The following is a 21,709-nucleotide window of genomic DNA, read 5'->3' on the forward strand; positions in this document are numbered from 1 at the left end:
TTCAGCGGGGTGGGGCAGGGCCCACTCAGGCAAGGGGGGATGATAGCGGCGGCCTGTGTGCTGCGGCCTTGGTCAGCAGTGCGGACAGCTTGGTATCCAGCGCAGCAAAAAAGCGGGGGTCGATCTGCACGGCCAGGGGCACGGCCAGCGCCTCGGGGTGCAAAGCCCACAGCTTGACGGCGTCTTTTTCGGTACAAATCACGGTCTGCCGCGCATCTGGTGGGTGCTTCCAGCTATTGAAATCATAGTGATCCGACAGGGCTTCGGTGTGCGCCAAGGTCAGGCCTTCAGACCGCAGCATGGCAAAGAAGTCGTCGGGCCGTGCCACGGCGGCCAGGGCATGCAGGGGCTGGCCGCGCAGTTGCGCCAGCGGCACCTGGCTGCCGTCGGACCGCACGGCCCAGGGCGCCAGGCGGCGTTGCAGGCCAAACGCCGGGGCCGTGGTTCCAACGGGCGGTGTGGTGCCCGCATGCAGCACAAAGTCCACCCGGCGCGGCCAGGGTTCGCGCAGGGGCCCGGCAGGCAGCAGCCAGCCATTGCCCACGCCCTGGTCGTTGAAGATGCAGATCTCCAGATCGCGCTTCAGCGCCAGGTGCTGCAGGCCGTCGTCGCAGACGATCACATCGGTGCCGGGGTGGGCCGCCAGCAGTGCGCGTGCGGCGGTGATACGGCGCGGCGCCACAAACACCGGCACGGCGGCATCGCCCGCAAAACTGCGTGCGATCAGCGCGGGTTCGTCGCCTACCTCGCTGGCCGGGCTGCCGGGCAGCACCGCGCGGCAATCCTGGGTGCTGCGGCCATAGCCACGAGAAATCACGCCAACCTGCAGGCCTTGTGCCTGCAGATGTTTCACCAGCGCAATGACCACCGGCGTCTTGCCCGCACCCCCGGCAATCACATTGCCGACCACGATCACGGGGCGGCCGGGGTGTTCAGAGCGCAGCAGGCCGGCGCGGTAAAGCAGGCGGCGCACTGCCACCAGCGCGCCATACAGCAGCGCAAAGGGCGACAGGGCCCAAGCGGCCAGGCTCCGTGTTTGCCAGATTTTTTGCAGGCCTTGTTCGGCGGTGGCGCGCCCGGTGGGCGGCCGGGCGGGGTGGGGCGTTGCCGGGGGCGGCTGTGGCCCAGGGGCGGCGCCCATGCCCGTCAGCGGCTGGCCGCGTTGGTCGCGCGTGCGGACGCGGACGACGACTGCGTGGCGAAGGTGATCTGCGTGAGGCCCACGCGGCGCGCAGCCTCCATCACCGTGACCACAGACTGGTGCGGCGCCATGGCGTCAGCGCTGATGATGACCACGCTGCCAGGGCCCGCCGTGGCCGCAGCGCGCAGGGCCTGGGCAATGGAGTCCACGCCCTTGCCATCCACGCCGGTCTTGTTGACCGCATAGCGGCCATCGGCCGCCACGGCCACAATGATTTCCTTGGGATGGTCGCGCTGCTGCTCGGCGTCGGCCACGGGCAGGGTGAGTTGCAGCTCGGTGAACTTGCTGTAGGTGGTGGTCAGCATCAGAAAGATGAGGATCACCAGCAGCACGTCGATGAACGGGATCAGGTTGATCTCCGGCTCTTCCTTGGCGCGGGGGCGGAAGTTCATGGGGCTTGAGGTCGGCTTTACTTGGCTTTGCGCAAACGCAAGATGTGGCGCACGAATTGTTCCGAAGCCAGCTCCAGGGTGAGCAGGTACGCATCCACGCGGGCGCGGAAGTAGCGCCAGAAGATCAGCGCCGGGATGGCCACGATCAGGCCAAAGGCGGTGTTGTAGAGCGCGATCGAGATGCCATGCGCCAACTGGGCGGGGTTGCCGCCGCCCATGGCCTGGCCTACACCGCCGCCGCCTGCTTGCGAGCCAAAGATCTCAATCATGCCGATGACGGTGCCCAGCAGGCCCAGCAGGGGCGCTGCCGAGGCGATGGTGGCCAGGGCCGAGAGGTACTTTTCCAGCCGGTGCGCCACGGCACGGCCGGTGCCTTCCATGGCGGCGCGCAGGTCGGTTTCACTGCACTGAGGGTTGCTGTTGAGGGTGCGCAGGCCGCTGGCCAGCACCTCACCCAGGGCCGAGTTCTGTGCCAGCTGGTTCACCACATCGGGGGTGGGCAAGGCCTTGGACGACACGGTGATCGCTTCATCCAGCAATTTCGGGGGGGCGACGCGGGCCGTCTTGAGGGCCACAAAACGTTCGAAAATCAGCGCCATTCCCAGGACGGAACACGCAATCAGGGGCCAGATCGGCCAACCTGCGGCTTGTATGATGGACAGCAAATCTCTCTCCGCGCAGATGAAAGCAATCGGCGATTATGGCCCAGCTTGCGGGTGCATCCTGTGGGCTTGAGCGTCACAAACAGTTACCTTGCCGCCCAACCGCCAGCGCCCCTCGCTCACCCACAAAATCTGTGGATAACTTTGTGGGCAACCCCTGTTTCAGGCCCCCCAAAGTGGCTCCACGCCGTGATTGCAACAGATTGATGAAAAATTGCGCAATGAAAAATCCTTATAAATCAATGACTTGTACGTGCGCTGGTGTTTTGCGGGTGGTTTTTAGTTATGACTCCATGTGCTCTGGTGCGGGCGGGTTTCTGTGGAGTACTTGCGCGGTAAGCCCTGCGCAAACGCCCGCCGTTTCTCATGTTTGAGCGCACAAACCCAGGCGTGGCGCCGCGTGTGTGGGAAGTTGGCGCGCTGTGCCGCGCCATTGCTGATGCGCTGGAGGCGCGCTTCAATCCTGTGGCCGTGCGCGGCGAGATAACGGGCTTCTCGCGCGCATCCAGCGGGCATTGCTACTTTTCGATCAAGGACGCCAACGGTCAGCTGCGCTGCGCCATGTTCCGCCGCGCTGCCAGCCTGCTTGACTTTTCGCCGCGCGATGGCGAATTGGTGGAAGTGCGCGGGCGCCTGGGGGTGTACGAGGCGCGGGGCGACCTGCAGTTCATTGTCGAAAGCATGCAGCGGGCCGGACAGGGCGCACTGTTTGAGCAGTTCCTGCGCCTGAAGGCCCAGCTCGATGCCGAAGGGTTGTTCGACACCGCCCGCAAGCGCCCGCTGCCACTGCTGCCGCGCGCCATTGGGCTGGTCACGTCACCTGGTGCGGCGGCACTGCACGACGTGGTCACGGCGCTGCGCCGCCGCGTGCCGCACATCCCCGTGGTGCTGGTGCCCGCGCTGGTGCAGGGGGCGGCCGCCCCGGCGTCGCTGGTAGCGGCGCTATCAAAAATGTATCTGCTTACACAAGCGGGGCAAGCCCAAGGGGCCGATTTAGCCCAAAGCCCGCCGGTGGATGTGATCCTGCTCGTGCGCGGTGGTGGCTCCATCGAAGACCTGTGGGCCTTCAACGACGAGCAACTGGCCCGCACCATTGTGCAAAGCCCAGTGCCGCTCATCAGCGGGGTGGGGCACGAGACCGACTTCACCATTGCCGACTTCTGCGCCGATCTGCGCGCGCCCACGCCCACGGCGGCGGCCGAGCTGGTGGCCCAGGCGCGCGAGGTGTGGCTGGGCGCTCTGGGCCTGCTGACCGGGCGCCTGGCCGATGGCGTGGAGCGCCAGCTCGACGCACGCCACCAGCGGCTGGACCAGGCCGCCGCGCGCCTGGGCCGCCCCTCGGGCCTGGTGGCGCGCGAGCAGCTGCAGCTGGCCCGCCTGGCACAACGCATGCGCCACGGCGCGCTACTGAAACTGCAGCGGCTAAGCCAGTCCCAGCAGGCCATGGAGGCTAATTTTCCTCAAAAAATGCAGCGCTGCGTGGCACAACACACCGAGCGGCTGGATCGCGCCGCCCTGCGCCTGGATCTGCTCGACCCGCGCCTGGTGCTGCAGCGCGGCTATGCGCTGCTGACCGACACCGGGGGGCGGGCCGTGACCAGCATTCAGCAGGCCCACCCGGGCGATGCCCTGCGCGCCACGCTGGCTGACGGCGTGGTGGATGTGACGGTGGCCGCGCAACCACGCCTGTTGTGAACAGGTTCTGAGGGGCTATCGGTTTTTTCAGGCCCCTTGTGTGCGATGAGGTCTCCCTGAGCCTGCACAGGTCACCTGATGTTCCTACAATGCCCCCTCGCGCTGTGTCCGACTGCATTGCTCAGGAAAGATCGCGTTGCAGGCGGCATCCCAGAATTTCAAACCACGAGGAAATACCACCATGGAACACACCCTTCCCCCGCTGCCCTACGCCATCGACGCCCTGGCCCCGCACTACAGCCAGGAAACGCTGGAATTCCACCACGGCAAGCACCACAACGCCTACGTGGTGAACCTCAACAACCTGCAAAAGGGTACCGAGTTCGAAGCGATGACGCTCGAAGAGATCGTCAAGAAGTCGAGCGGCGGCATCTACAACAACGCCGCGCAAATCTGGAACCACACCTTCTTCTGGAGCTGCATGGCTCCCCAGGGTGGCGGTGAGCCTTCGGGCGCACTGGCTGCAGCCATCAACGCCAAGTGGGGCAGCTACGCCGCGTTCAAGGAAGCCTTTGTGAAGTCTGCCGTGGGCAACTTTGGCTCGGGCTGGACCTGGCTGGTGAAGAAGGCCGACGGCAGCGTGGACATCGTGAACACCGGTGCCGCCGGCACCCCCCTGACCACCGCCGACAAGGCGCTGCTGACGGTGGACGTGTGGGAGCACGCCTACTACATCGACTACCGCAACATGCGCCCCAAGTTTGTCGAGACCTTCCTCGACAAGCTGGTGAACTGGAAGTTTGCTGAAGCCAACTTCGCCTGAGGCCCAGCGCATGGCCGCCGGGGTTCACCCTGGTGGCTGTCGTCAAAAAAGAAAACGGCCCGAGGGCCGTTTTTTTATGGAGTTTTCAAAGCTTTTTAGGCTGCTTGCGCTCGTCCATCAGGCGATATTTGCTATAAAAATAATAGTTAACGTGGGCGGTGGACGCAGTCCCCGCATCACTTGCGGCTGAAGGGCGCCCCGGTCAGTTTGGCGCCTGCCTTGATGTTCTTTTTGGCAAACCAGCCCTGGTTCATCTCCAGCACATAACGCACCGGCTTGGCCGAGCAGTGCGAGTCCAGCGTCTGGGGCTTCATGTCGGCCAGGTTGACGATGGTGCCGTCGTCATCCACAAACGCGGCTGTGAGCGGCAGCAGTGTGTTCTTCATCCAGAAGCACTGCTGCGCGGGTTGTTCAAACACAAACAGCATGCCCTCGTGCTGGGGCATGTCCTTGCGGTGCATCAACCCGGTCTGGCGTTCCTGGGGGGAGGCGGCCACCTGGGCGTCGATGCGGTGCATGCCTGCGGTCAGTTCCACGCGCTGCAGATTCAGCTGGGGGCCTTCCTGGGCCCGCACGGCGATGGTGGGCTGGCCCAGCAGGGCGGCCAGCAGCACGGCGGCAAGAGTACGCCTTGGGGCGAGAGGGGTGGGCGGGGCGCAAACAAAAGCGGTCATGGGCAAGGCTTTCAGGGCAAGGGAGGCCATGGGCAACAGGGTGGGATTCAAAAAACAGAATCGCCCGCAGATGCGGGCGATTCTGAAGCAATCGGCGCAACCCCGTGAAGGGGTGGCAGGCCCGGGTCAGGCGGCCTTTTGGGTGGTCTTTTTCTTGGCGACCTTCTTCGCGCCCTTTTTCTTGGCGGTCTTGGTGGCCTTTGTGGCCTTGGTCTTGGCTACCGGGGCTGGGGCCTGGGCAGCAGGGGCCGCGGCCGGGGTGGGAGCTGGGGCGGTGGCTGGTGCCTGTGCAAAAGCACCTGCAGCGAACAGGCCAGCAACGAGGACAGCGAGGAGTTTTTTCATATATGCCGTTTCCATTGTGAGCAAAGGTTGTGGGCTGCACGCGAACCCGCGCAGCTCCGCCCGCAACGATAGCAGCGCCGGGCGGAGCGGCTGCGGTTTAGCCGAAAAATTTGTAATTAGAATGGTTTGAAACCACACTGTGAGCACCTGGGTTGCCACGCGGTTTCCCCCTCTTTGCCATCCGCCGAACCCGGTTCGGTGCACTCCGGAGACATCCCCCCATGACCACCTACCAGCACATCGTGGTGCCTGCCGCAGGCCAGAAAATCACCGTCAACGCCGACATGTCCCTGAACGTGCCGGACGAGCCCATCATCCCCTTCATCGAAGGCGACGGCACCGGCCTCGACATCACGCCCGTGATGATCAAGGTGGTGGATGCCGCCGTGGCCAAGGCCTATGGCGGCAAGAAGAAGATCCACTGGATGGAGGTGTACGCGGGCGAGAAATCCACCAAGGTCTATGGCCCCGACGTGTGGCTGCCCGAAGAAACCCTGGCCGTGCTGCGCGAGTACGTGGTCTCGATCAAGGGGCCGCTCACCACGCCCGTGGGCGGTGGCATCCGCTCGCTCAATGTGGCGCTGCGCCAGGAGCTGGACCTGTATGTGTGCCTGCGCCCCGTGCAGTATTTCAAGGGCGTGCCCTCGCCGCTGAAGGAGCCTGAAAAGACCAACATGGTGATCTTCCGCGAGAACTCGGAAGACATCTACGCTGGCATCGAGTTCGAGGCCGAGTCCGACAAGGCCAAGAAGCTCATCAAGTTCCTGCAGGACGAGATGGGCGTGAAGAAGATCCGCTTCCCCAACACCTCCGGCCTGGGCGTCAAGCCTGTTTCGCGCGAGGGCACGGAGCGCCTGGTGCGCAAGGCCATCCAGTACGCCATCGACAACGACAAGCCCAGCGTGACCATCGTGCACAAGGGCAACATCATGAAGTTCACCGAAGGCGGCTTCCGCGACTGGGCCTATGCGCTGGCGCAAAAGGAATTCGGCGCCGAGCTGATCGACGGCGGCCCCTGGTGCAAGCTCAAGAACCCGAAGACGGGCAAGGACATCACCGTCAAGGACAGCATTGCCGACGCCTTCCTGCAGCAGATTCTGCTGCGCCCCGCCGAGTATTCGGTGGTGGCCACGCTCAACCTCAACGGCGACTACATCTCCGACGCGCTCGCGGCCCAGGTGGGTGGCATCGGCATTGCGCCCGGCGCCAACATGTCCGACTCGGTGGCCTGTTTTGAAGCCACCCACGGCACGGCGCCCAAATACGCGGGCAAGGACTACGTGAACCCCGGCTCCGAAATCCTCTCGGCCGAGATGATGCTGCGCCACATGGGTTGGACCGCCGCCGCCAATCTGATCATCAGCTCGCTGGAGAAGTCGATTGCCTCCAAGAAGGTGACCTACGACTTTGCGCGCCTGATGGATGGCGCCACGCAGGTCAGCTGCTCGGGCTTTGGCCAGGTCATGATCGACAACATGTAGTCGGAGCCCTCTGGCTTCGGGGCGGCTCAAAACGCCCCAAGTAAAGAACCCTGGTGCGTTGATCGGACCAGGGTTTTTTCTTGTTGCAGCCTCAGCACCTCAGTGCCTTAACCCCTCAACGCCCCAGCGCACGCACCAGGTAGTCGATCAGCACCCGCACCCGCAAGGGCATGTGCCGGTTGCCGGGGTAGATCAGCGAGAACGGCCGCGATGCGCCCGTGTATTCGGTCAGCACCTCGACCAGCTGGCCGCTGCGCAGATCGCCCTCGACGAGAAAGCGGTAGGTCTGCGCCAGCCCCGCGCCCGCGCGGGCCAGCGTGACCTGGCCCAGGATGTCGTCGGCGCAGCGCAGCTTGCCTTGCGTGGGCCATTCAATGGTTTGGCCGTCGCGCACCAGCAACCAGGGCACGACCTGCCCGCTGCTGGGCAGCACAAACTGCACACATTCGTGCTGCTCCAGCTCCTCGGGCGTCTGCGGTGCGCGGTGGCGCCGGAGGTAGGCGGGCGCCGCGACCACGACCAGGGCGGCGTCCTCCAGCTTGCGAGCCACCAGGCTCGAATCGGGTGGCGTGCGGCCCCGGATGGCGAGGTCGAAGCCTTCCTCGGTGAAGTCCACGTTGCGGTTGGACAGCTGCAGCTCGATCTCGATGTCGGGGTACTTTTGGCTGAAGGCCGGCAGCAGTGGCAACACGCGGTGGTGCCCGTATGAAGTGGGCAGGCTCATGCGCACCAGGCCTGCGGGCTTGAGCTGCTGGCCCGATGCCTCGCGCTCGGCCTCGCTGAGCTGGGTGAGCGCGTTGCGGCACTGGTCGTAATAGCGCTGCCCGACCTCCGTGAGGCGCACCTGGCGTGTGGTGCGCATGAGCAGGCGCACGCCCAGGCGCTCTTCCAGCCGGGCCACAGACCGGCTCACAGCCGCTGCAGTGAGCCCCGTGGCCTTGGCCGCCGCCGTGAATCCCTGGTGCTGCGCCGTGAGGCAGAACAACTCGATGCTGCCCAGGCGAAGGTTGTCGAATTGCCGGTTCATTGATGATCTCTGTGTAATTAGTGATTTGAAATTAATCTGATTTATTGTTAATTACATCGCAAATAAAGTCACTGCATCACCAACCCAGGACATAAGGAGTCCCTCGATGCAGACCTCGATCAAGCTTTACTACTCCCCCGGCGCATGCTCGCTGGCGACGCACATTCTTCTGCGTGAGACCGGCACACCGTTCACGTTGGAGAAGGTCGATACCAGCAAGCACACGACCAGCGGCGGCGGCGACTTCTACGCCATCAGCCCCAAAGGCCAGGTGCCGGTGATTGAACTCCCGGACGGCACGCGGATCACCGAAGGCCCGGTGGTCGCCCAGTACGTGGCCGACCGCGCGGGTGCCCACACCCTGATGCCGCCTGCGGGCAGCCTGGAGCGCTACCGCGTCATGGAATGGCAAAACTACGTGACGGCCGAGCTGCACAAGTCCTTCACGCCGCTGTTCCACAGCGATGTGGATGCCACCGCCAAGAAGGCGCTGGCTGCGGTGCTCTACAAAAAGCTGGTCTGGCTCGATGGGCAGCTGGCGGGCAAGAACTACCTCACGGGCGACGATTTCACTGCCGCCGATGCCTATCTGTTTGTGGTGCTCGGCTGGGCCAAGTTCGTGCAGATCGACCTGGGTGAGCTGCAGCACATCGGCCGCTTCATGGCGCGCGTGGCGGCCCGCCCAGAGGTCCGTGCCGCAATGCAGACCGAAGGCCTTGTAGCCTGAGGAATGCTCCCATGCCTTACATCAACATCCAGATCACCCGCGAGGGTGCATCGCGTGAGCAAAAGGCCCAGCTGATCCGTGGCGCAACCGACCTGGTGGTGCAGGTGCTGGGCAAGAACCCGGCCACCACCTTTGTTGTGATCGAAGAAGTGGACACCGACCACTGGGGCATCGCGGGTGAAACCGTGACCGTGCTGCGCGAGCGGGCCAGACAAGGGGGCGCGCAATGACCAGCACCGCCGCCGACTTTGCCGCCATCCACACGGTGCTGGAGCTGTACCTGGACGGCCTGTACCACAGCGACACAGCGCGCCTGGCCCAGGTGTTCCACCCGCAGGCCCTGTACGCCACGGCGGTGGGCGAGCAGCCCATCTTCTGGCGCATGCACGAGTACTTCCCGGTGGTGGACGCCCGCCCGGCACCGGCCGCGAGCGGCCAGCCGCGCACCGACCGCGTGCTCTCCATCGAACTGGTGGGTCCCGTGACGGCGCTGGCCAGGCTGCAGTGCTCCATCGCGCCGAAGCACTTCATCGACCTGCTCACCTTGCTCTGGTTGGATGGGCGCTGGCAGATCGTCTCCAAGGTCTTTCACTACGACATCCGGGATTGAACGGTCGGCAGGTTGGAAGCCCCCTCAATCCCTGAAAGCCCCCTGAAGCCCTTGTGGCATCAGGGGCTTTCGTGCGGCTGGCTCTCCATGGCGCAGTGTTTTTTTCGGGGCGCCTGTGCTGGCAGTTCTGTGTTGGTGTTTTCTTGCGTTCCCCCCTAATATGGGTTGGCACCCTGGCGGTGCGGTGCAGGGAAGGAACACCACTTGGAACAAGAGGCACAAGAGGGCTGCATGGGATCCAAACTTTCTGTCGCGTATTGGGAGCAGAACCCTGACGCACTGCTGGTGCTGTCCCCGGAGGGGCTGGTGCTGGAGTGGAACCCGGCCGCCGAGCTGATCTTCGGCTACAAGCAAGCCGACGTGCAAGGGCGATCCCTGCTGGACCTCATCGTGCCCCCGGACCGGGCCCACGAAGAGGACCTCATGCGGGCAGATGCCATGCGGCTGGGCACCTCGGTGCGGGAAACGGTGCGCCGCCGCAAGGATGGCACGCTGGTCCACGTCAACGTGTCCACCAAGGCGGTTCTTGATGCCAGCGGCCAGTTGCTGTACTTCCTGTCGAGCAAGAAGGATGTGACCCAGCTGAAGGTGGAGCGCGAGGCCAAGCTGCTGGAGGCACGCTTTCGCGACCTGCTCGAATCCACCCCCGATGCCATCGTGATGGTCAACGTGACGGGGCGCATCGTGCTCGTCAACTCGCAGGCCGAGCGGGTGTTTGGCTACGCCCGCACCGAACTGCTGGGCCAGGCGGTCGAGATGCTGCTGCCCCACCGCTACCGGGGCGCCCACCTGGGGCACCGCAGCGGCTTTTTTGGCCAGCCGCGCACGCGCACCATGGGCGCGGGGCTGGAGCTGCACGGCCTGCACAAGGACCGGGGCGAGTTCCCGGTGGAGATCAGCCTGAGCCCGATCGACACCGAAGAGGGCACCATGGTGATGAGCGCCATCCGCGACATCACCGACCGCAAGCGTGCCGACCAGAAGTTCAAGGACCTGCTCGAAGCCGCGCCCGACGCCATGGTCATCGTCAACCGCGAAGGGCGCATCGTGCTCGTCAACTCGCAGGCGGTGAAGCTGTTTGGCTGGAGCCGCGATGAGCTGCTGGGCCAGCCCATCGAGCTGCTGGTGCCCGAGCGTTTTGGCGCCCGCCACCCCGAGCACCGGCACCGTTTTTTTGCCGAGCCGCGTTCGCGCTCCATGGGCGCGGGGCTGGACCTGTATGGCCTGCGCAAGGACAAGTCCGAATTTCCGGTCGAGATCAGCCTGAGCCCGCTGGAGACCGAGGAAGGGCTGTTTGTATCGAGCGCCATCCGCGACGTGACCGAGCGCAAGCGCATTGAGCAGGTGCTGCGCGACAAGAACCTGGAGCTGGAGAACGCCGCCTTGGTCAAGGACCGCTTCCTGGCCAGCATGTCGCACGAGTTGCGCACGCCGCTCAACGCCATCATCGGCTTCACGGGCACCTTGCTCATGAAGCTGCCCGGCCCGCTCAACGCCGAGCAGGAAAAACAGCTGCGCATCGTGCAGACGGGTGCCAAGCACTTGCTGTCCCTCATCAACGACCTGCTGGACGTCGCCAAGTTGAGCGCCAACAAGGTGACGTTGAACCTGGAGGCCGTGGACTGCAAGGCCCTGATCGAGGAGGTCTCGGCCACGCTGGAGCTGGAGGCCCGGCGCAAGGGGTTGGCATTTGCCGTGCATGTGCCGACACAGGCGGTGGCCCTGCAGACCGACCGGCGCGCGCTGAGCCAGATCCTGATCAACCTGGTGGGCAACGCCATCAAGTTCACCGAGCAGGGCCGGGTCGATGTGGTGCTGCACGAGCTGCCCATGCCTGACGGCGGCCGCAGCGTGCAGCTGCGGGTGCAAGACACCGGCCCCGGCATTGCGCTGCAGGAGCAGCCCCGCCTGTTCGAGGCCTTCTCGCGCGTCGAGAGCGCAGACCGCCGCCACCACGAAGGCACGGGCCTGGGCCTGCACCTGAGCCGCAAGCTGGCCGAAGCCCTGGGCGGAACCCTGGGTTTTGACAGCGAAGAAGGGCGAGGCAGCACCTTTGTTCTTGAAATCCAGGAGCGCAGCGCATGACCAAAGCCACCATCCTGGTCATAGAAGACGACGATGCCAGCCGCCAGCTGGTCACCTACCTGCTGGAAGCCGCAGGCCACCGCGTGCTGGCCGCAGAAAACGGCGCTGTGGGTGTGCGTGTTGCACTGGCAGAAAGCCCGGACATCATCCTGTGCGACCTGCAGATGCCCGTGATGAACGGCTATGAGGTGGCCCGCAGCCTGCGCACCAGCATGATCTGGCGCGTGGTGCCGCTGGTGGCGGTCACGGCGTTCTCGATGCCGGGCGACCGGGAGAAGGCGCTGGACGTGGGCTTCAACGAACACCTGTCCAAGCCCATCACGCCCGAAACCTTCGTGCAGCAGGTCGAGGCCTTCCTGGGGCCGCCGTTCAACACCCCGCCCACCGAGGGCTGACCAGAAGCACCGGGCAGCGCATGGCAAAGATCCTTGTTGTTGATGACCTTCCCGCCAACCGGGCGCTGGTGGTCACGCTCATCGGGCACAGCGGCCACCAGGCCCTGGAAGCCGCCGATGGCGCCGAGGCCCTGGCCCTGGTGCGCGCCGAGCGGCCTGACCTGGTGATCTCCGACATCCTGATGCCGACCATGGACGGCTACGAGTTCGTCCGCCAGCTGCGGGCCGACCACCACCTGGCGGCCACGCAGGTGATCTTCTACAGCGCGCACTACCGCGAGCAGGAGGCGCGCAACCTCGCGCTGGCCTGCGGCGTCACGCAGGTGCTGGTCAAGCCCTGCGAGCCGCAGGACATCCTGGCCGCCATCGAGCAGGCGCTCACGCAGATTGCGCCCCGGCCTTCGGTGGCGCTGGAGCATGGCTTCCAGACCCGCCACCTGCAGCTCGTGACCGACAAGCTCACGGGCAACGTGGCTGAGCTGGAGGCCATGAACCGGCGCCTGGCGGCGCTGACCGACCTGAACCTGCAGCTCGCCTCCGAACGCGACCCGCAGGTGCTGCTGGCCAATGTGTGCCGTGGGGCGCGCGAGCTGGTGGGGGCGCAGTACGCCGTGTTGTGCGTGGTGCGCAAACACAGCGGCAGCGCCATCACCTGCACCAGCGGCATCGATCCCGCACGCACAGGGCCGCAGGACCGGCCGCTGGACCTGCCCGTGGTCTCCCACGGGCTGCTGGGGCAGTTGCGGGCCGACCGCCGCTCCGAGCGCGTGACCAACCCCGGTGGCAACCCCAGCGTGATCGGCCTGCCCGCAGGCTACCCGCCGCTGCACACCGGGCTGATCGCGCCCGTCACCTCGCTGTCGTTTTCCTACGGCTGGATCTGCCTGGCCAACAAGGAGGGGGCCGAAGAGTTCAGCGCCGACGACGAAAAGGTCCTGGCCATCCTGGGCGCCCAGGTGGGGCGCATCTACGAAAACGGCAGTCTCTACATCGAGGTGCAGAAACACGCCGAACAGCTGCAGGTGGAGGTGTTCGAGCGCCAGCGCGCCATGGACGAACTGCGCGCCAGCAAGGTCAGCCTGCGCCGGGCGCAGGCCCTGGCCAAGATCACCCATGTGATCAGCGGGCGGGATGGGTCGTTCGAAAGCTGGCAGGACACCTTGCCCGACATCCTGGGCTTGCCGGCGGATGCCGTTCCCCGCTCTGTCCGTGAATGGCTGGAACTGGTGCACCCCCATGACCGGGGCACTTTCCGCCACCACGCGCTGCAGGCGGCGCGCGAGAAGGTCCGGGTGGACTTCACCTACCGCGTGCTGAACCCAGCGGGGGGGCTGCAGTACCTGCGCCAGGTGATGGAGCCGCTGGAAGACGAGACCGGCCGGGGCGAGGTGGACCGCTGGTTCAACACCATCCAGGACGTGACCAAGGAAAAACGCGCCGAAGAAGAGCTGCACGAAAGCGACCGGCGCTTCAACACCATGCTCGACAAGGTCGAGATGATCTCGCTGATGCTCGATTGCGAAGGCCAGATCACTTATTGCAATGACTACCTGCTGCGCCTGACCGGATGGGAGCGCGAAGAGGTGTTCGGCCGCAACTGGTTCGAGCTGTTTGTGCCACCCGAAACCGCCCATGTGCGCGATGTGTTTGCCGACCTGCTGGCCGACCGGCCCTCGGCCTGGCACTACGACAACGAAATCCTCACCCGGTCGGGCGAGCGGCGTCTGGTGCACTGGAACAACACCGTGCTGCGCTCAGTGGGCGGGCAGGTGACGGGCGTGGCCAGCCTGGGCGAAGACATCACCGAGCGGCGCGTGGCCGAGCGCAAGATCAAGCGCCTGAACCGCGTGTACGCCATGCTCAGCGGCATCAACACCCTGATCGTGCGCGTGCGTCAGCGCGACGAACTGTTCCGCGAGGCCTGCCGCATTGCGGTGGACCACGGCCACTTCCGCATTGCCTGGATCGGCCGGGTGGACCGCGCAGAACGGCGGGTGGTGCCCGTGGGGGTGTCGGGCGCGGAGGCTGACTTTGTGCAGAACATCCACGACCGGCTGGGGCTGTTCGAAGTACCCACGCCCGGCGAAAGCCTGGCCTCGGCCGTCGTGCGGTCGGGGCGGCCGGTGCTGTGCGACGACATCACCGGCGACCCGCGCGTGATGCTGCGCGAGCAACTTCAGGCGCGTGGAGTGGCCAGCATTGCGGTGCTGCCCATCCTGGTGGCCGGGGAGGTGGTGGCTGTGGTGGCCTTGCTGGCGGACGAGGTGGGCTTCTTCGACGCAGCCGAGATGAAGCTGCTCACCGAGCTGGCCAGCGACATCGGGTTTGCGCTGGACCACCTGGACAAGGAAGACCGGCTGAGCTACCTGGCCTATTACGACGAGACCACGGGCTTGCCCAACCGCACCCTGTTTCTGGAGCGCAGCAGCCAACACCTGCGCCCGCGCGAAGGGGGCAGGGCGATGCTGGGGGTGGCGCTGATGGACATCAGCCGGTTTCGCAACGTCAACGACACGCTGGGCCGCCGGGGCGGGGACGAGCTGCTCACCCAGGTAGCGCGGCGGCTGCAGCGGGCCGCAGGTGACCACTTTGACGTGGCCCGCATCGGCATCAACAGCTTTGGCATTGCCGTGACCGAGGCGCGCGACGCAGGCGCCGTGGCGCTGGCGGTGGACCACCTCATGCGCGCCTGCTTCGATGCCCCGTTTGCCCTGGGCGGCACCGAGCTGCGCATGGCGGCCAAGGCCGGGGTGGCCATGTACCCTCTGGACGGCGGCGATGCCGAAACCCTGCTGCGCAATGCCGAAGCCGCCACCAACAAGGCGAAGGCGTCGGCCGACAGCCTGCTCTTCTACACCTCGGAGATGAACACCCGCGTGGCCGAGACGCTGAGCCTGGAGGGGCGGCTGCGCGAGGCGCTGGAGCTGGGCCAGTTTGTGCTGCACTACCAGCCCAAGCAGCACCTGGCCAGTGGCGCCCTCGCGGGCGCCGAAGCGCTGATCCGCTGGAACGACCCGCGCCAGGGCCTGGTGCCGCCGGGCCAGTTCATCCCCATCCTCGAAGAGACCGGCCTGATCTACGACGTGGGCCGCTGGGCGCTGCGGCAGGCGCTGGCCGACAACCTGCGCTGGCGTCAGGCAGGGCTGGCGCCACTGCGTGTGGCTGTCAACGTGTCGATCCTGCAGCTGCGCCACCGGGGCTTCATTGACGAAGTGCGCAATGCCGTGGCGCACGACACCGCCGCCGCCCGCGGGCTGGAGCTGGAGATCACCGAAAGCATGGTGATGGACGACGTGGAGCGCAGCACCCAGAGCCTGCACGCGCTGCGCGAGATGGGCATCACCATCGCCATCGACGACTTCGGCACCGGGTTCTCATCGCTGAGCTACCTGGCCCGGCTGCCGGTGGACACGCTCAAGATCGACCGTTCGTTCACCATGAACATGGCCTCCGGGCCCCAGGGGCTGTCGCTGGTGTCCACCATCGTCAACCTGGGGCATGCGCTGCGCCTGAAGGTGGTGGCCGAGGGGGTGGAAACCGAAGACCAGCGCCGGCGGCTGGCGCAGCTGGGCTGCGACGAGATCCAGGGCTACCTGCTCAGCCAGCCGCTGCCTGCCAGCGTGTTCGAACAGCGCTTCTTGCGCGCTGCGGTGTCAGAGTCGGTACCGCAGTGATGCTATTTTTTTGATAGCTAATTGCGATTGATGGTCGCGCGGTAACGGCACTTTTTGCTTGAGGTTCGGGCCTTAGCGCACGCGTTCGGTCTCTACCACCAGGTCCAGCAGATAGGCATGGCTGGGCGCATCGGCGGGCAGCTGGCCGTTGCGTGCCAGCGAGTAGCGCTGCACCCGCAGCACGTTGCGCAGGCCCGGCTCGTGGCGGTAACCCTCGATTTCACCCTGGAAGATGCGCCACTCGCCCACCCCCTGCCGCACGCCGTTGTCGGCATAGCGCACATCGCGCACGCGCAGGCACTGGGCCTGGGGCATCAGCGGGTGGTTGCAGGCCACGCGCTCGGGGGCCACTTCCAGAAACATCCGTTCGCCCGCCGAGCCAAAACGCGTTGCGGGTGTGGGTGAACCCGCCAGCTCCCAGCGGCTGCCGTCGGTAAACCACACTGCCAGCTGTGGCGCGCCGGTGGCGGTGGTGCCCCTCAATTCAAAACGCCGGGCCTGGGGCAGCAGGGTGGCCACCCGCTGCTCCAGATCCATCAGGTCGCGCTCGGCGCAGGCGCGTTTGGTGGACACCGGCTGGCCCACCTGCAGGCTCGGGCCGCTCAGGGTGTAGCCCGCGCCCATCACGTTGCACAGGTTCTGCACCGACAACCGCTGGTCCTCGAAGTGCAGGCGCAGCGGGCGCTTGCCCGCCAGCAGCCAGCCGGGCGCTGCCTGGCCTCGGGCATCGTGGGCGGAGACCAGGTCCCAGTCGTAAGCCTGCAGCGTGTGGGCAGTTGAAGAGGGGGAGGATGTGGGGGAAGAAGCCGGCGGGGGCTGTGTCATGGGGGCTCCCTGGGGCTGGCTGCTGCAGGCCGCCAGCAGGGTTGCAAGGGTGGCGGCCGCCAGGGCCTTGCCGAAGGCGGGGCGCCCGCCGCTGAAGGTGTGGAGTCGTTTCAGATGCATCCCGCCACCTTAGCGGAAAAGCGCCCCGGGCAGGGTAGGAGAAGGGCGCTTTGGGGCGAGCGCCTGGGTAGACTCCGGCCCGGCCCCATGCGTGAAGTGATGCGTGGACTCACGCCGCGCAGGCCAGCGTTTAGCCCTGTGCAAAGTCCAGCGTGCGCGTTCCCACTGCGGCGGCCAGGTGCGGGTCGTGGGTCACCAGCATCAGCGCGGCCCCCGTTTCCTGCACGGCGCCCATCAGCACCTGGATGGCCTCCTGCTGCGTGATCGGGTCCAGGCGCGAGGTGGGCTCGTCGGCGAACAGCAGCGCCGGTTGCGCCACCAGCACCCGCGCCAGCGCAATGCGCTGCAGCTCGCCGCCCGACACCTGGTCGGGCCTGCGCGCCAGCAGGTCCTCGGGCACGCGCAGCTGCGCCAGGCGCTGCTGCACTGCCTTCCAGTCGCAGCGGTGCAGCCGGGCGGCATCGCGCAGCGACTGGGCCAGGCCGATGTGCGGGGCAAACGAGCCCACCGGGTCCTGGTACAGCTTTTGGAACGCATGCGGGCGCAGCCGGGCGCTGCGTTCCACGCGGCCGGTGTCGGGCGCCACCAGGCCCAGCAGCACATTGCCCAGTGTGCTTTTTCCGGTGCCGCTGGGGCCCTGCACGGCGATGCGTTCGCCGCTGCGCAGTTCCAGGTCCAGTGGCGCAAACAACTTCTGCGCACCATAGGCTTTGGAGATGCCATGCGCCTGTACGACCGGCTCGCCCAGCGACGGCTCGGCAAACGGCAGCCAGTGGGCCGGGTCGGCCTGCAGCAACTGGCGGGTAAAGGCGTGCTGCGGCGCGGCGGCCACGGTGTGGATGTCGCCTTGCTCCACCGCCTGCCCGTGGCGCAGCACGATCACCTGGCCGCCCAGCGCCTGCGCCACTTGCATGTCGTGGGTGATGGTGAGCAGGCAGCCGCCTGCCTTCAGCACGCCCTGGAACAATTCCACCATGCGGCCGCGCCAATGCGCGTCCAGGCCCTTGGTGGGCTCATCCACCATGAGCACTGGGGCGCCCCCGGCCAGGGTGATGGCGGCCACGGCGCGCTGGGCCATGCCGCCCGACAGTTGCCAGGGGTAGTGGCTGCCTGCGCCGCCCAGGCCCGCAGCGCCCAGCACCTGTTCGGCCTGTGCGCTGGCAGCGCTGGGGCGCTGCTGGTGCAGCAGGCGGTACACCTCGGCCAGCTGCGGTGCCACGCGGGCCAGGGGGTTGAGCGCTAGCGAGGGCTCCTGCGGCAGCAACGCCAGCTTGCGGCCCCACAGTGCGCGGCGCGCGGCGGCGTCCTGGGCGCGGGTGGTGGCGCCATCTAGCGTGATCTGGCCCATCGCCTGCAGCGCAGGCGGCAGGTTGCCCATGATGGCCTGGGCCAGCAGCGACTTGCCTGCGCCGCTTTCGCCCACCAGGGTCAGCGCCTCGCCCGGCCGCAGGCTGAAGCCGATGTCGCGCAGAAGCCGCTTGCCGCCCACCTGGATGCCCAGGCCCTCTACGGCCAGCAGGGCGTCGGATTTCAAAGGCGTGGTCATGCGGTCTCCCGGTCGGGGTTGAGCAGCATCATCGCGGCCACCAGCCACACCAGCAGGGCGGTGGGGGCGGCAATGAGCCACGGGGCTTCTTCGTAGTAAGGCATGGCCTCGGTCATCATCAGGCCCAGCTCGGGTGTGGGCGGCTGCATGCCCACGCCCACAAAACCCAGTGCGGCCAGCGCCAGCACCGCCTGCGATGTGGTGAAGGCCAGCAGCGTGCCCAGCGTGGGCGCCAGCGCAGGCAGAAGGTGGCGGCGCAGCACATAGCCGCGCCCAAAACCCAGCAGGCGCGATGCCTGCACCGCGTCGCCCGCCAGCACGGGCCGGGCCACAGCACGGCTCACGCGAAAGTATTCGACCCACAGCGCAGCCGACAGGCCCGTATACAGCGCCCACAGCGCGCCGGGCGCCAGGGCGGCCACCAGCAGCACCAGCAGCAGGCCGGGGATGGCGAGCACCGAGTCCGACAGCATGAGCAGCGCCCGCTCGGTGCGCCCACCGCGCCATGCGGCGGCAATGCCCAGCAGCGTGCCGGGCACGGCGGCGCTCACGGCCGCCAGCAGCGCCATGCCCAGCGACAGCTGCGCCGCATGCGCCAGCCGCGCCAGCGCCGAGCGGCCCAGCACATCGGTGCCCAGCCAGTGCTGGGCGCTGGGCGGCGCCAGGGTGTTGCGCAGGTCTTGCACCACCGGGCTGGCGCCCACCAGCCAGGGGCCTAGCAGGGCAAACAGCGCCAGCAGGCCGAGCAGGGCCAAGCCCAGCATGGTGCGCAGCGGCCAGCGGGGCTGGGCTATTACGGCGCCTGCGGGCGACGAAAGAGTGGAAGGCACGGCACTCATGCAGCCACCTTCTGGGTATGCCGGGGGTCCAGCGCGAGGCACGCCGCATCCACCAGCAGGTTGAAGACCACAAACAGCACGCCCATGCACAGGGCCGTGCCTTGCACCACCGGGATGTCGCGCCCGAACACGGCATGCACCAGCGCATGGCCAATGCCGGGCCAGGCAAACAGCGTCTCCACCACCAGTGCGCCCTCTACCAGAAACAGCGCTTGCACGCCCAGGTAGGCTGTCACCGGCACGGCGGCATTGCGCAGGCCGTGGCGCATCAGCGCCTGCCAGTCGCTCAGGCCCTTGGTACGTGCAAACTCGAAGTAGGGCGACATCACCACCTCGCGCATCGCGGCGCGGGTCACACGCGCCAGCCCGGCGGCCAGTCCCAGCCCCAGCGTGAGCGCAGGCAGCACCAGGCTTGCCTGGCTCTCGTCACCGCCCGCAGGCAAAAAGCCCCACTGCACCGCCACCAGCAGGATGAGCAGCACCGACAGCAAAAACGGCGGCAGCGCGCGCAGCACCACGGCCATCAGCCAGCTGGCCTTGTCCACCCAGCCCTGGGGCCGCAGCCCGGCCCACACGCCCAGCGGCACACCCACGGCAAAAGCAATGGCCAGCGCGGCGGCCGACAGGCGCAGCGTAGCGCCCAGGTGGTGCGTGACCTCGTGCCACACCGATCGCTGTGACACCAGCGACTGGCCCAGGTTGAACGTGGCCATGTCGCGCCACCAGTGCAGCAGCGCCAGCCAGCCGGGTCGGTCCAGCCCCAGCTCCGCGCGCACCGCGTCGGCGGCAGCGTTGCTCACCAGGTCATAGCCATAGCGGCCCGCCGCCACGCGCATGGCCAGGTCGCCCGGCAGTGCGCGCACCATCAAAAAGCACAGCGTGCCAATCAGCAGGGACACGGCCAGCACCTGCACCAGCCTGCGGCCGAGCAGGGCGGCCCAGGGTTTTGACATCAAGGGGTTCATGGGTTGTTCCAATCCATGCCGGTCAGGCGGTAAGAACGCTCCAGCGGGTCCAGCGTGACGCCCGCCAGCCGGGGGGCCACGGCCACATGCTGGCGGTACCACGCCACGGGGATCACGGGCAGCTCGGTTTGCAGGGTGTGTGTGATGGTTTGCCGCAGCGCGCGCGTGCGCTCGGGCGTGGTCTGGGTGCGCGTCAGCTCGTGCAGGGCCTGCACCACGGTGTCGCTGTGCCAGCCCATGGCGCCCCAGTCGCCGCCCTGGGCGGCAAAGTCGCCCGCCAGCGTGCCTGTGGGGTCGGGCACGTTGGCGTAGTTGCGCGCAGCCAGCGCCAGTTGCAGGCTGCCGTCGCGGTGGCCCCGGGGCACGTCGCCCGAGTTGCCAATGCTCACCTTCACTGCCATGCCCGCCAGCCGCCATTGCTCCTGCAAGGCGGTGGCAATCACCGGCAGCTCGGGCCGGTCCACAAAGGTGCGGATCACCAGGTGCAGCGGCTGGCCCTGGGCATCGCGCAGGCCGTCGCTGTGGCGCTGCCAGCCAGCGGCCCGCAGCAGGCGCGTGGCGGCTTCGGGGTCGTGCTGCAGCGGGGGCAGGTGCGGGTTGTGCCACGCGCCCAGCGTGGGCGGCAGTAGCTGCGTAGCCGCCAGCGCCTCGTCGCCCATCAGCGCCAGGGCAATGCCCGCACGGTCGATGGCCAGGCTCAGCGCCTGGCGCACGCGCACATCGCGCAGCGCAGGCAGGCCCGCGTTGAGCTTGACGATGACGGTGCGCGGCAGCGTGACCGACGCAATGCGCACCGCTGTGCGGCGTGCCAGCGCCGGGTTCTGCGCATGGCGCCGCAGCCGCCGCAGGCTGGCCGGGTCCAGCCCGTAGGCCAGGTCGGCCTGGCCGCTCTCGGCCATCAACGCGCGGGTTTCGGCTCGGCTGGCGGCCAGGTAGCGCACGGCGGCAATGGCGGGGCGCGGGCCGTCGTAGTCGTCAAACGCCACGGTCTCCACCTGCTGCGGCGGCACCAGCAGCGCAATGCGGTAGGGGCCGCTGCCAATGATGCTGCGCACCTTGCCGTCGGTCCCATAGCTGGCAGGGGCCAGCACCATGGTGCTGGAATGCGCCAGCAGCCCGGGCAGGGCAGTGTGGGGTCGTTGCAGGCGGATGAGCACCGTGCCCACGTCGGGCGCAGAAATGGATTCGATGGGTGCCTGGCTCAGCAGCGCGGGCGCCACCTGCGCGGCCTGCAGGCTGCGCACCACGGCGGCGGCCGTCACCGGCGTTCCGTCATGAAAACGCGCCCCAGGCCGCAGCTCAAAGTGCCACACCAGCCCATCCGCCGACCGGCGCCAGAGCCGTGCCAGCGCAGGCCGGGGCTGGCCGTCGTCTGCAGCGTCCAGCAGGGTTTCGGTGACCTGCATGCGCGTGAACACATATCCACTGCTGGCGGGCGCCAGGCCGCTGATCTCCCACGGGCCGACGATTTGCAGCGGCGCGGGGGCGGAGGCGGGGGTTGTGCCCTGCGCCCAGGCAGCGGGCAGGGTGCCTGCCGCCAGCGCGGCCATGGGGGCCTGCAAGGCGCGGCGTCGCGTCAGCGGCCGAAGAAAAGTCGAGGAAGTGTTCATTTTTCAGTTTTCCATAGCCCCGCGCGTTCGCCGCAACCGACGAAACTGGCGCGGCCAAAGACCAGTGCCCCCG

At 67.0% G+C, this 21,709-nt stretch carries 20 protein-coding genes; 9 read left to right on the top strand and 11 right to left on the bottom strand.

The annotated features are described in order from the left end of the window. Positions 1-25: 25 nt before the first annotated feature. From lpxK to CBY09_RS18945, 3 genes are read right to left on the bottom strand one after another with little or no spacing between them, the layout of a single operon-like run. On the bottom strand, positions 26-1,141 hold the full coding sequence (lpxK, locus tag CBY09_RS18935; protein WP_094291107.1) for a tetraacyldisaccharide 4'-kinase: 1,116 nt from the start codon (positions 1,139-1,141) through the stop codon (positions 26-28). 5 nt (positions 1,142-1,146) lie between these two features. Beyond that, entirely contained in the window at positions 1,147-1,593 is a 447-nt protein-coding gene (locus CBY09_RS18940; protein WP_063460384.1) for an ExbD/TolR family protein, read from the bottom strand. A gap of 17 nt (positions 1,594-1,610) precedes the next feature. Next, positions 1,611-2,258 carry a MotA/TolQ/ExbB proton channel family protein gene (locus CBY09_RS18945; RefSeq protein ID WP_063460383.1) on the bottom strand — a complete coding sequence of 216 codons (648 nt, stop codon included), beginning with the start codon at positions 2,256-2,258 and terminating at the stop codon, positions 1,611-1,613. 363 nt (positions 2,259-2,621) lie between these two features. Between CBY09_RS18945 and xseA the strand changes: the two genes are divergently transcribed. Both xseA and CBY09_RS18955 read left to right on the top strand, forming a co-directional pair. Continuing rightward, positions 2,622-3,950: an exodeoxyribonuclease VII large subunit gene (xseA, locus tag CBY09_RS18950; RefSeq protein ID WP_094291108.1), complete on the top strand. Its 1,329-nt coding sequence runs from the start codon at positions 2,622-2,624 to the stop codon at positions 3,948-3,950. A gap of 181 nt (positions 3,951-4,131) precedes the next feature. Next, positions 4,132-4,713 carry a superoxide dismutase gene (locus CBY09_RS18955; RefSeq protein WP_094291109.1) on the top strand — a complete coding sequence of 194 codons (582 nt, stop codon included), beginning with the start codon at positions 4,132-4,134 and terminating at the stop codon, positions 4,711-4,713. Between the two features lie 176 nt (positions 4,714-4,889). On the opposite strand, the gene CBY09_RS18960 is transcribed toward CBY09_RS18955, so the two are convergent. Together CBY09_RS18960 and CBY09_RS24345 are read right to left on the bottom strand one after the other, a co-directional pair. Further along, positions 4,890-5,387, bottom strand: a complete 498-nt coding sequence (locus tag CBY09_RS18960) for a DUF192 domain-containing protein (RefSeq protein WP_094291235.1) — start codon at positions 5,385-5,387, stop codon at positions 4,890-4,892. A 126-nt stretch (positions 5,388-5,513) separates the two neighbouring features. After that, positions 5,514-5,891 (bottom strand): hypothetical protein, encoded by a 378-nt coding sequence (locus CBY09_RS24345; protein ID WP_240515778.1) that lies wholly within the window; start codon positions 5,889-5,891, stop codon positions 5,514-5,516. Between the two features lie 62 nt (positions 5,892-5,953). On the opposite strand from CBY09_RS24345, the gene icd reads away from it, so the two are divergent. Beyond that, on the top strand, positions 5,954-7,213 hold the full coding sequence (gene icd, locus CBY09_RS18970; protein ID WP_094291111.1) for an NADP-dependent isocitrate dehydrogenase: 1,260 nt from the start codon (positions 5,954-5,956) through the stop codon (positions 7,211-7,213). A 115-nt stretch (positions 7,214-7,328) separates the two neighbouring features. On the opposite strand, the gene CBY09_RS18975 is transcribed toward icd, so the two are convergent. Then, on the bottom strand, positions 7,329-8,240 hold the full coding sequence (locus tag CBY09_RS18975; RefSeq protein ID WP_094291112.1) for a LysR family transcriptional regulator: 912 nt from the start codon (positions 8,238-8,240) through the stop codon (positions 7,329-7,331). 106 nt (positions 8,241-8,346) lie between these two features. Here CBY09_RS18975 and gstA point away from each other — a divergent pair, with 106 nt between their 5' ends. The 6 genes from gstA (at position 8,347) to CBY09_RS19005 (ending at position 15,731) form a co-directional block, all read left to right on the top strand. Further along, a complete protein-coding gene (gene gstA / locus CBY09_RS18980) occupies positions 8,347-8,967 on the top strand; it encodes a glutathione transferase GstA (protein WP_219733313.1) in 621 nt (206 codons plus the stop codon). Between the two features lie 11 nt (positions 8,968-8,978). Beyond that, positions 8,979-9,197 carry a tautomerase family protein gene (locus CBY09_RS18985; RefSeq protein WP_063460376.1) on the top strand — a complete coding sequence of 73 codons (219 nt, stop codon included), beginning with the start codon at positions 8,979-8,981 and terminating at the stop codon, positions 9,195-9,197. Further along, the gene (locus CBY09_RS18990; protein WP_094291113.1) at positions 9,194-9,577 is read left to right on the top strand and encodes a nuclear transport factor 2 family protein; all 384 of its coding nucleotides are present in this window, start codon (positions 9,194-9,196) and stop codon (positions 9,575-9,577) included. The genes CBY09_RS18985 and CBY09_RS18990 overlap by 4 nt, the downstream gene beginning before the upstream one ends. A 231-nt stretch (positions 9,578-9,808) precedes the next feature. Next, the gene (locus tag CBY09_RS18995) at positions 9,809-11,662 is read left to right on the top strand and encodes a PAS domain-containing sensor histidine kinase (protein WP_094291114.1); all 1,854 of its coding nucleotides are present in this window, start codon (positions 9,809-9,811) and stop codon (positions 11,660-11,662) included. Continuing rightward, complete coding sequence (locus CBY09_RS19000; RefSeq protein ID WP_063460373.1) at positions 11,659-12,057, top strand: response regulator; 399 nt, start codon at positions 11,659-11,661, stop codon at positions 12,055-12,057. The genes CBY09_RS18995 and CBY09_RS19000 overlap by 4 nt, the downstream gene beginning before the upstream one ends. 20 nt (positions 12,058-12,077) lie before the next feature. Continuing rightward, positions 12,078-15,731: an EAL domain-containing protein gene (locus CBY09_RS19005; protein ID WP_094291115.1), complete on the top strand. Its 3,654-nt coding sequence runs from the start codon at positions 12,078-12,080 to the stop codon at positions 15,729-15,731. Positions 15,732-15,803: 72 nt separating this feature from the next. On the opposite strand, the gene CBY09_RS19010 is transcribed toward CBY09_RS19005, so the two are convergent. From CBY09_RS19010 to CBY09_RS19030, 5 genes are all read right to left on the bottom strand, one after another. Beyond that, complete coding sequence (locus CBY09_RS19010; RefSeq protein ID WP_094291116.1) at positions 15,804-16,676, bottom strand: META and DUF4377 domain-containing protein; 873 nt, start codon at positions 16,674-16,676, stop codon at positions 15,804-15,806. A 130-nt stretch (positions 16,677-16,806) separates the two neighbouring features. Continuing rightward, the gene (locus CBY09_RS19015; RefSeq protein WP_094291117.1) at positions 16,807-18,222 is read right to left on the bottom strand and encodes an ABC transporter ATP-binding protein; all 1,416 of its coding nucleotides are present in this window, start codon (positions 18,220-18,222) and stop codon (positions 16,807-16,809) included. Further along, positions 18,219-19,061, bottom strand: coding sequence for an ABC transporter permease (locus CBY09_RS19020; RefSeq protein WP_094291118.1), 843 nt, complete (start codon positions 19,059-19,061; stop codon positions 18,219-18,221). Before CBY09_RS19020 ends, CBY09_RS19015 begins: the two co-directional genes overlap by 4 nt. Then, positions 19,058-20,026 carry an ABC transporter permease gene (locus tag CBY09_RS19025; protein WP_094291119.1) on the bottom strand — a complete coding sequence of 323 codons (969 nt, stop codon included), beginning with the start codon at positions 20,024-20,026 and terminating at the stop codon, positions 19,058-19,060. The genes CBY09_RS19020 and CBY09_RS19025 overlap by 4 nt, the downstream gene beginning before the upstream one ends. Then, positions 20,023-21,636 (bottom strand): ABC transporter substrate-binding protein, encoded by a 1,614-nt coding sequence (locus tag CBY09_RS19030; RefSeq protein WP_165773939.1) that lies wholly within the window; start codon positions 21,634-21,636, stop codon positions 20,023-20,025. Before CBY09_RS19030 ends, CBY09_RS19025 begins: the two co-directional genes overlap by 4 nt. Between the last annotated feature and the right edge of the window lie 73 nt (positions 21,637-21,709).

The sequence above is a fragment of the Acidovorax kalamii genome (assembly GCF_002245625.1).
Classification (GTDB): domain Bacteria; phylum Pseudomonadota; class Gammaproteobacteria; order Burkholderiales; family Burkholderiaceae_C; genus Acidovorax; species Acidovorax kalamii.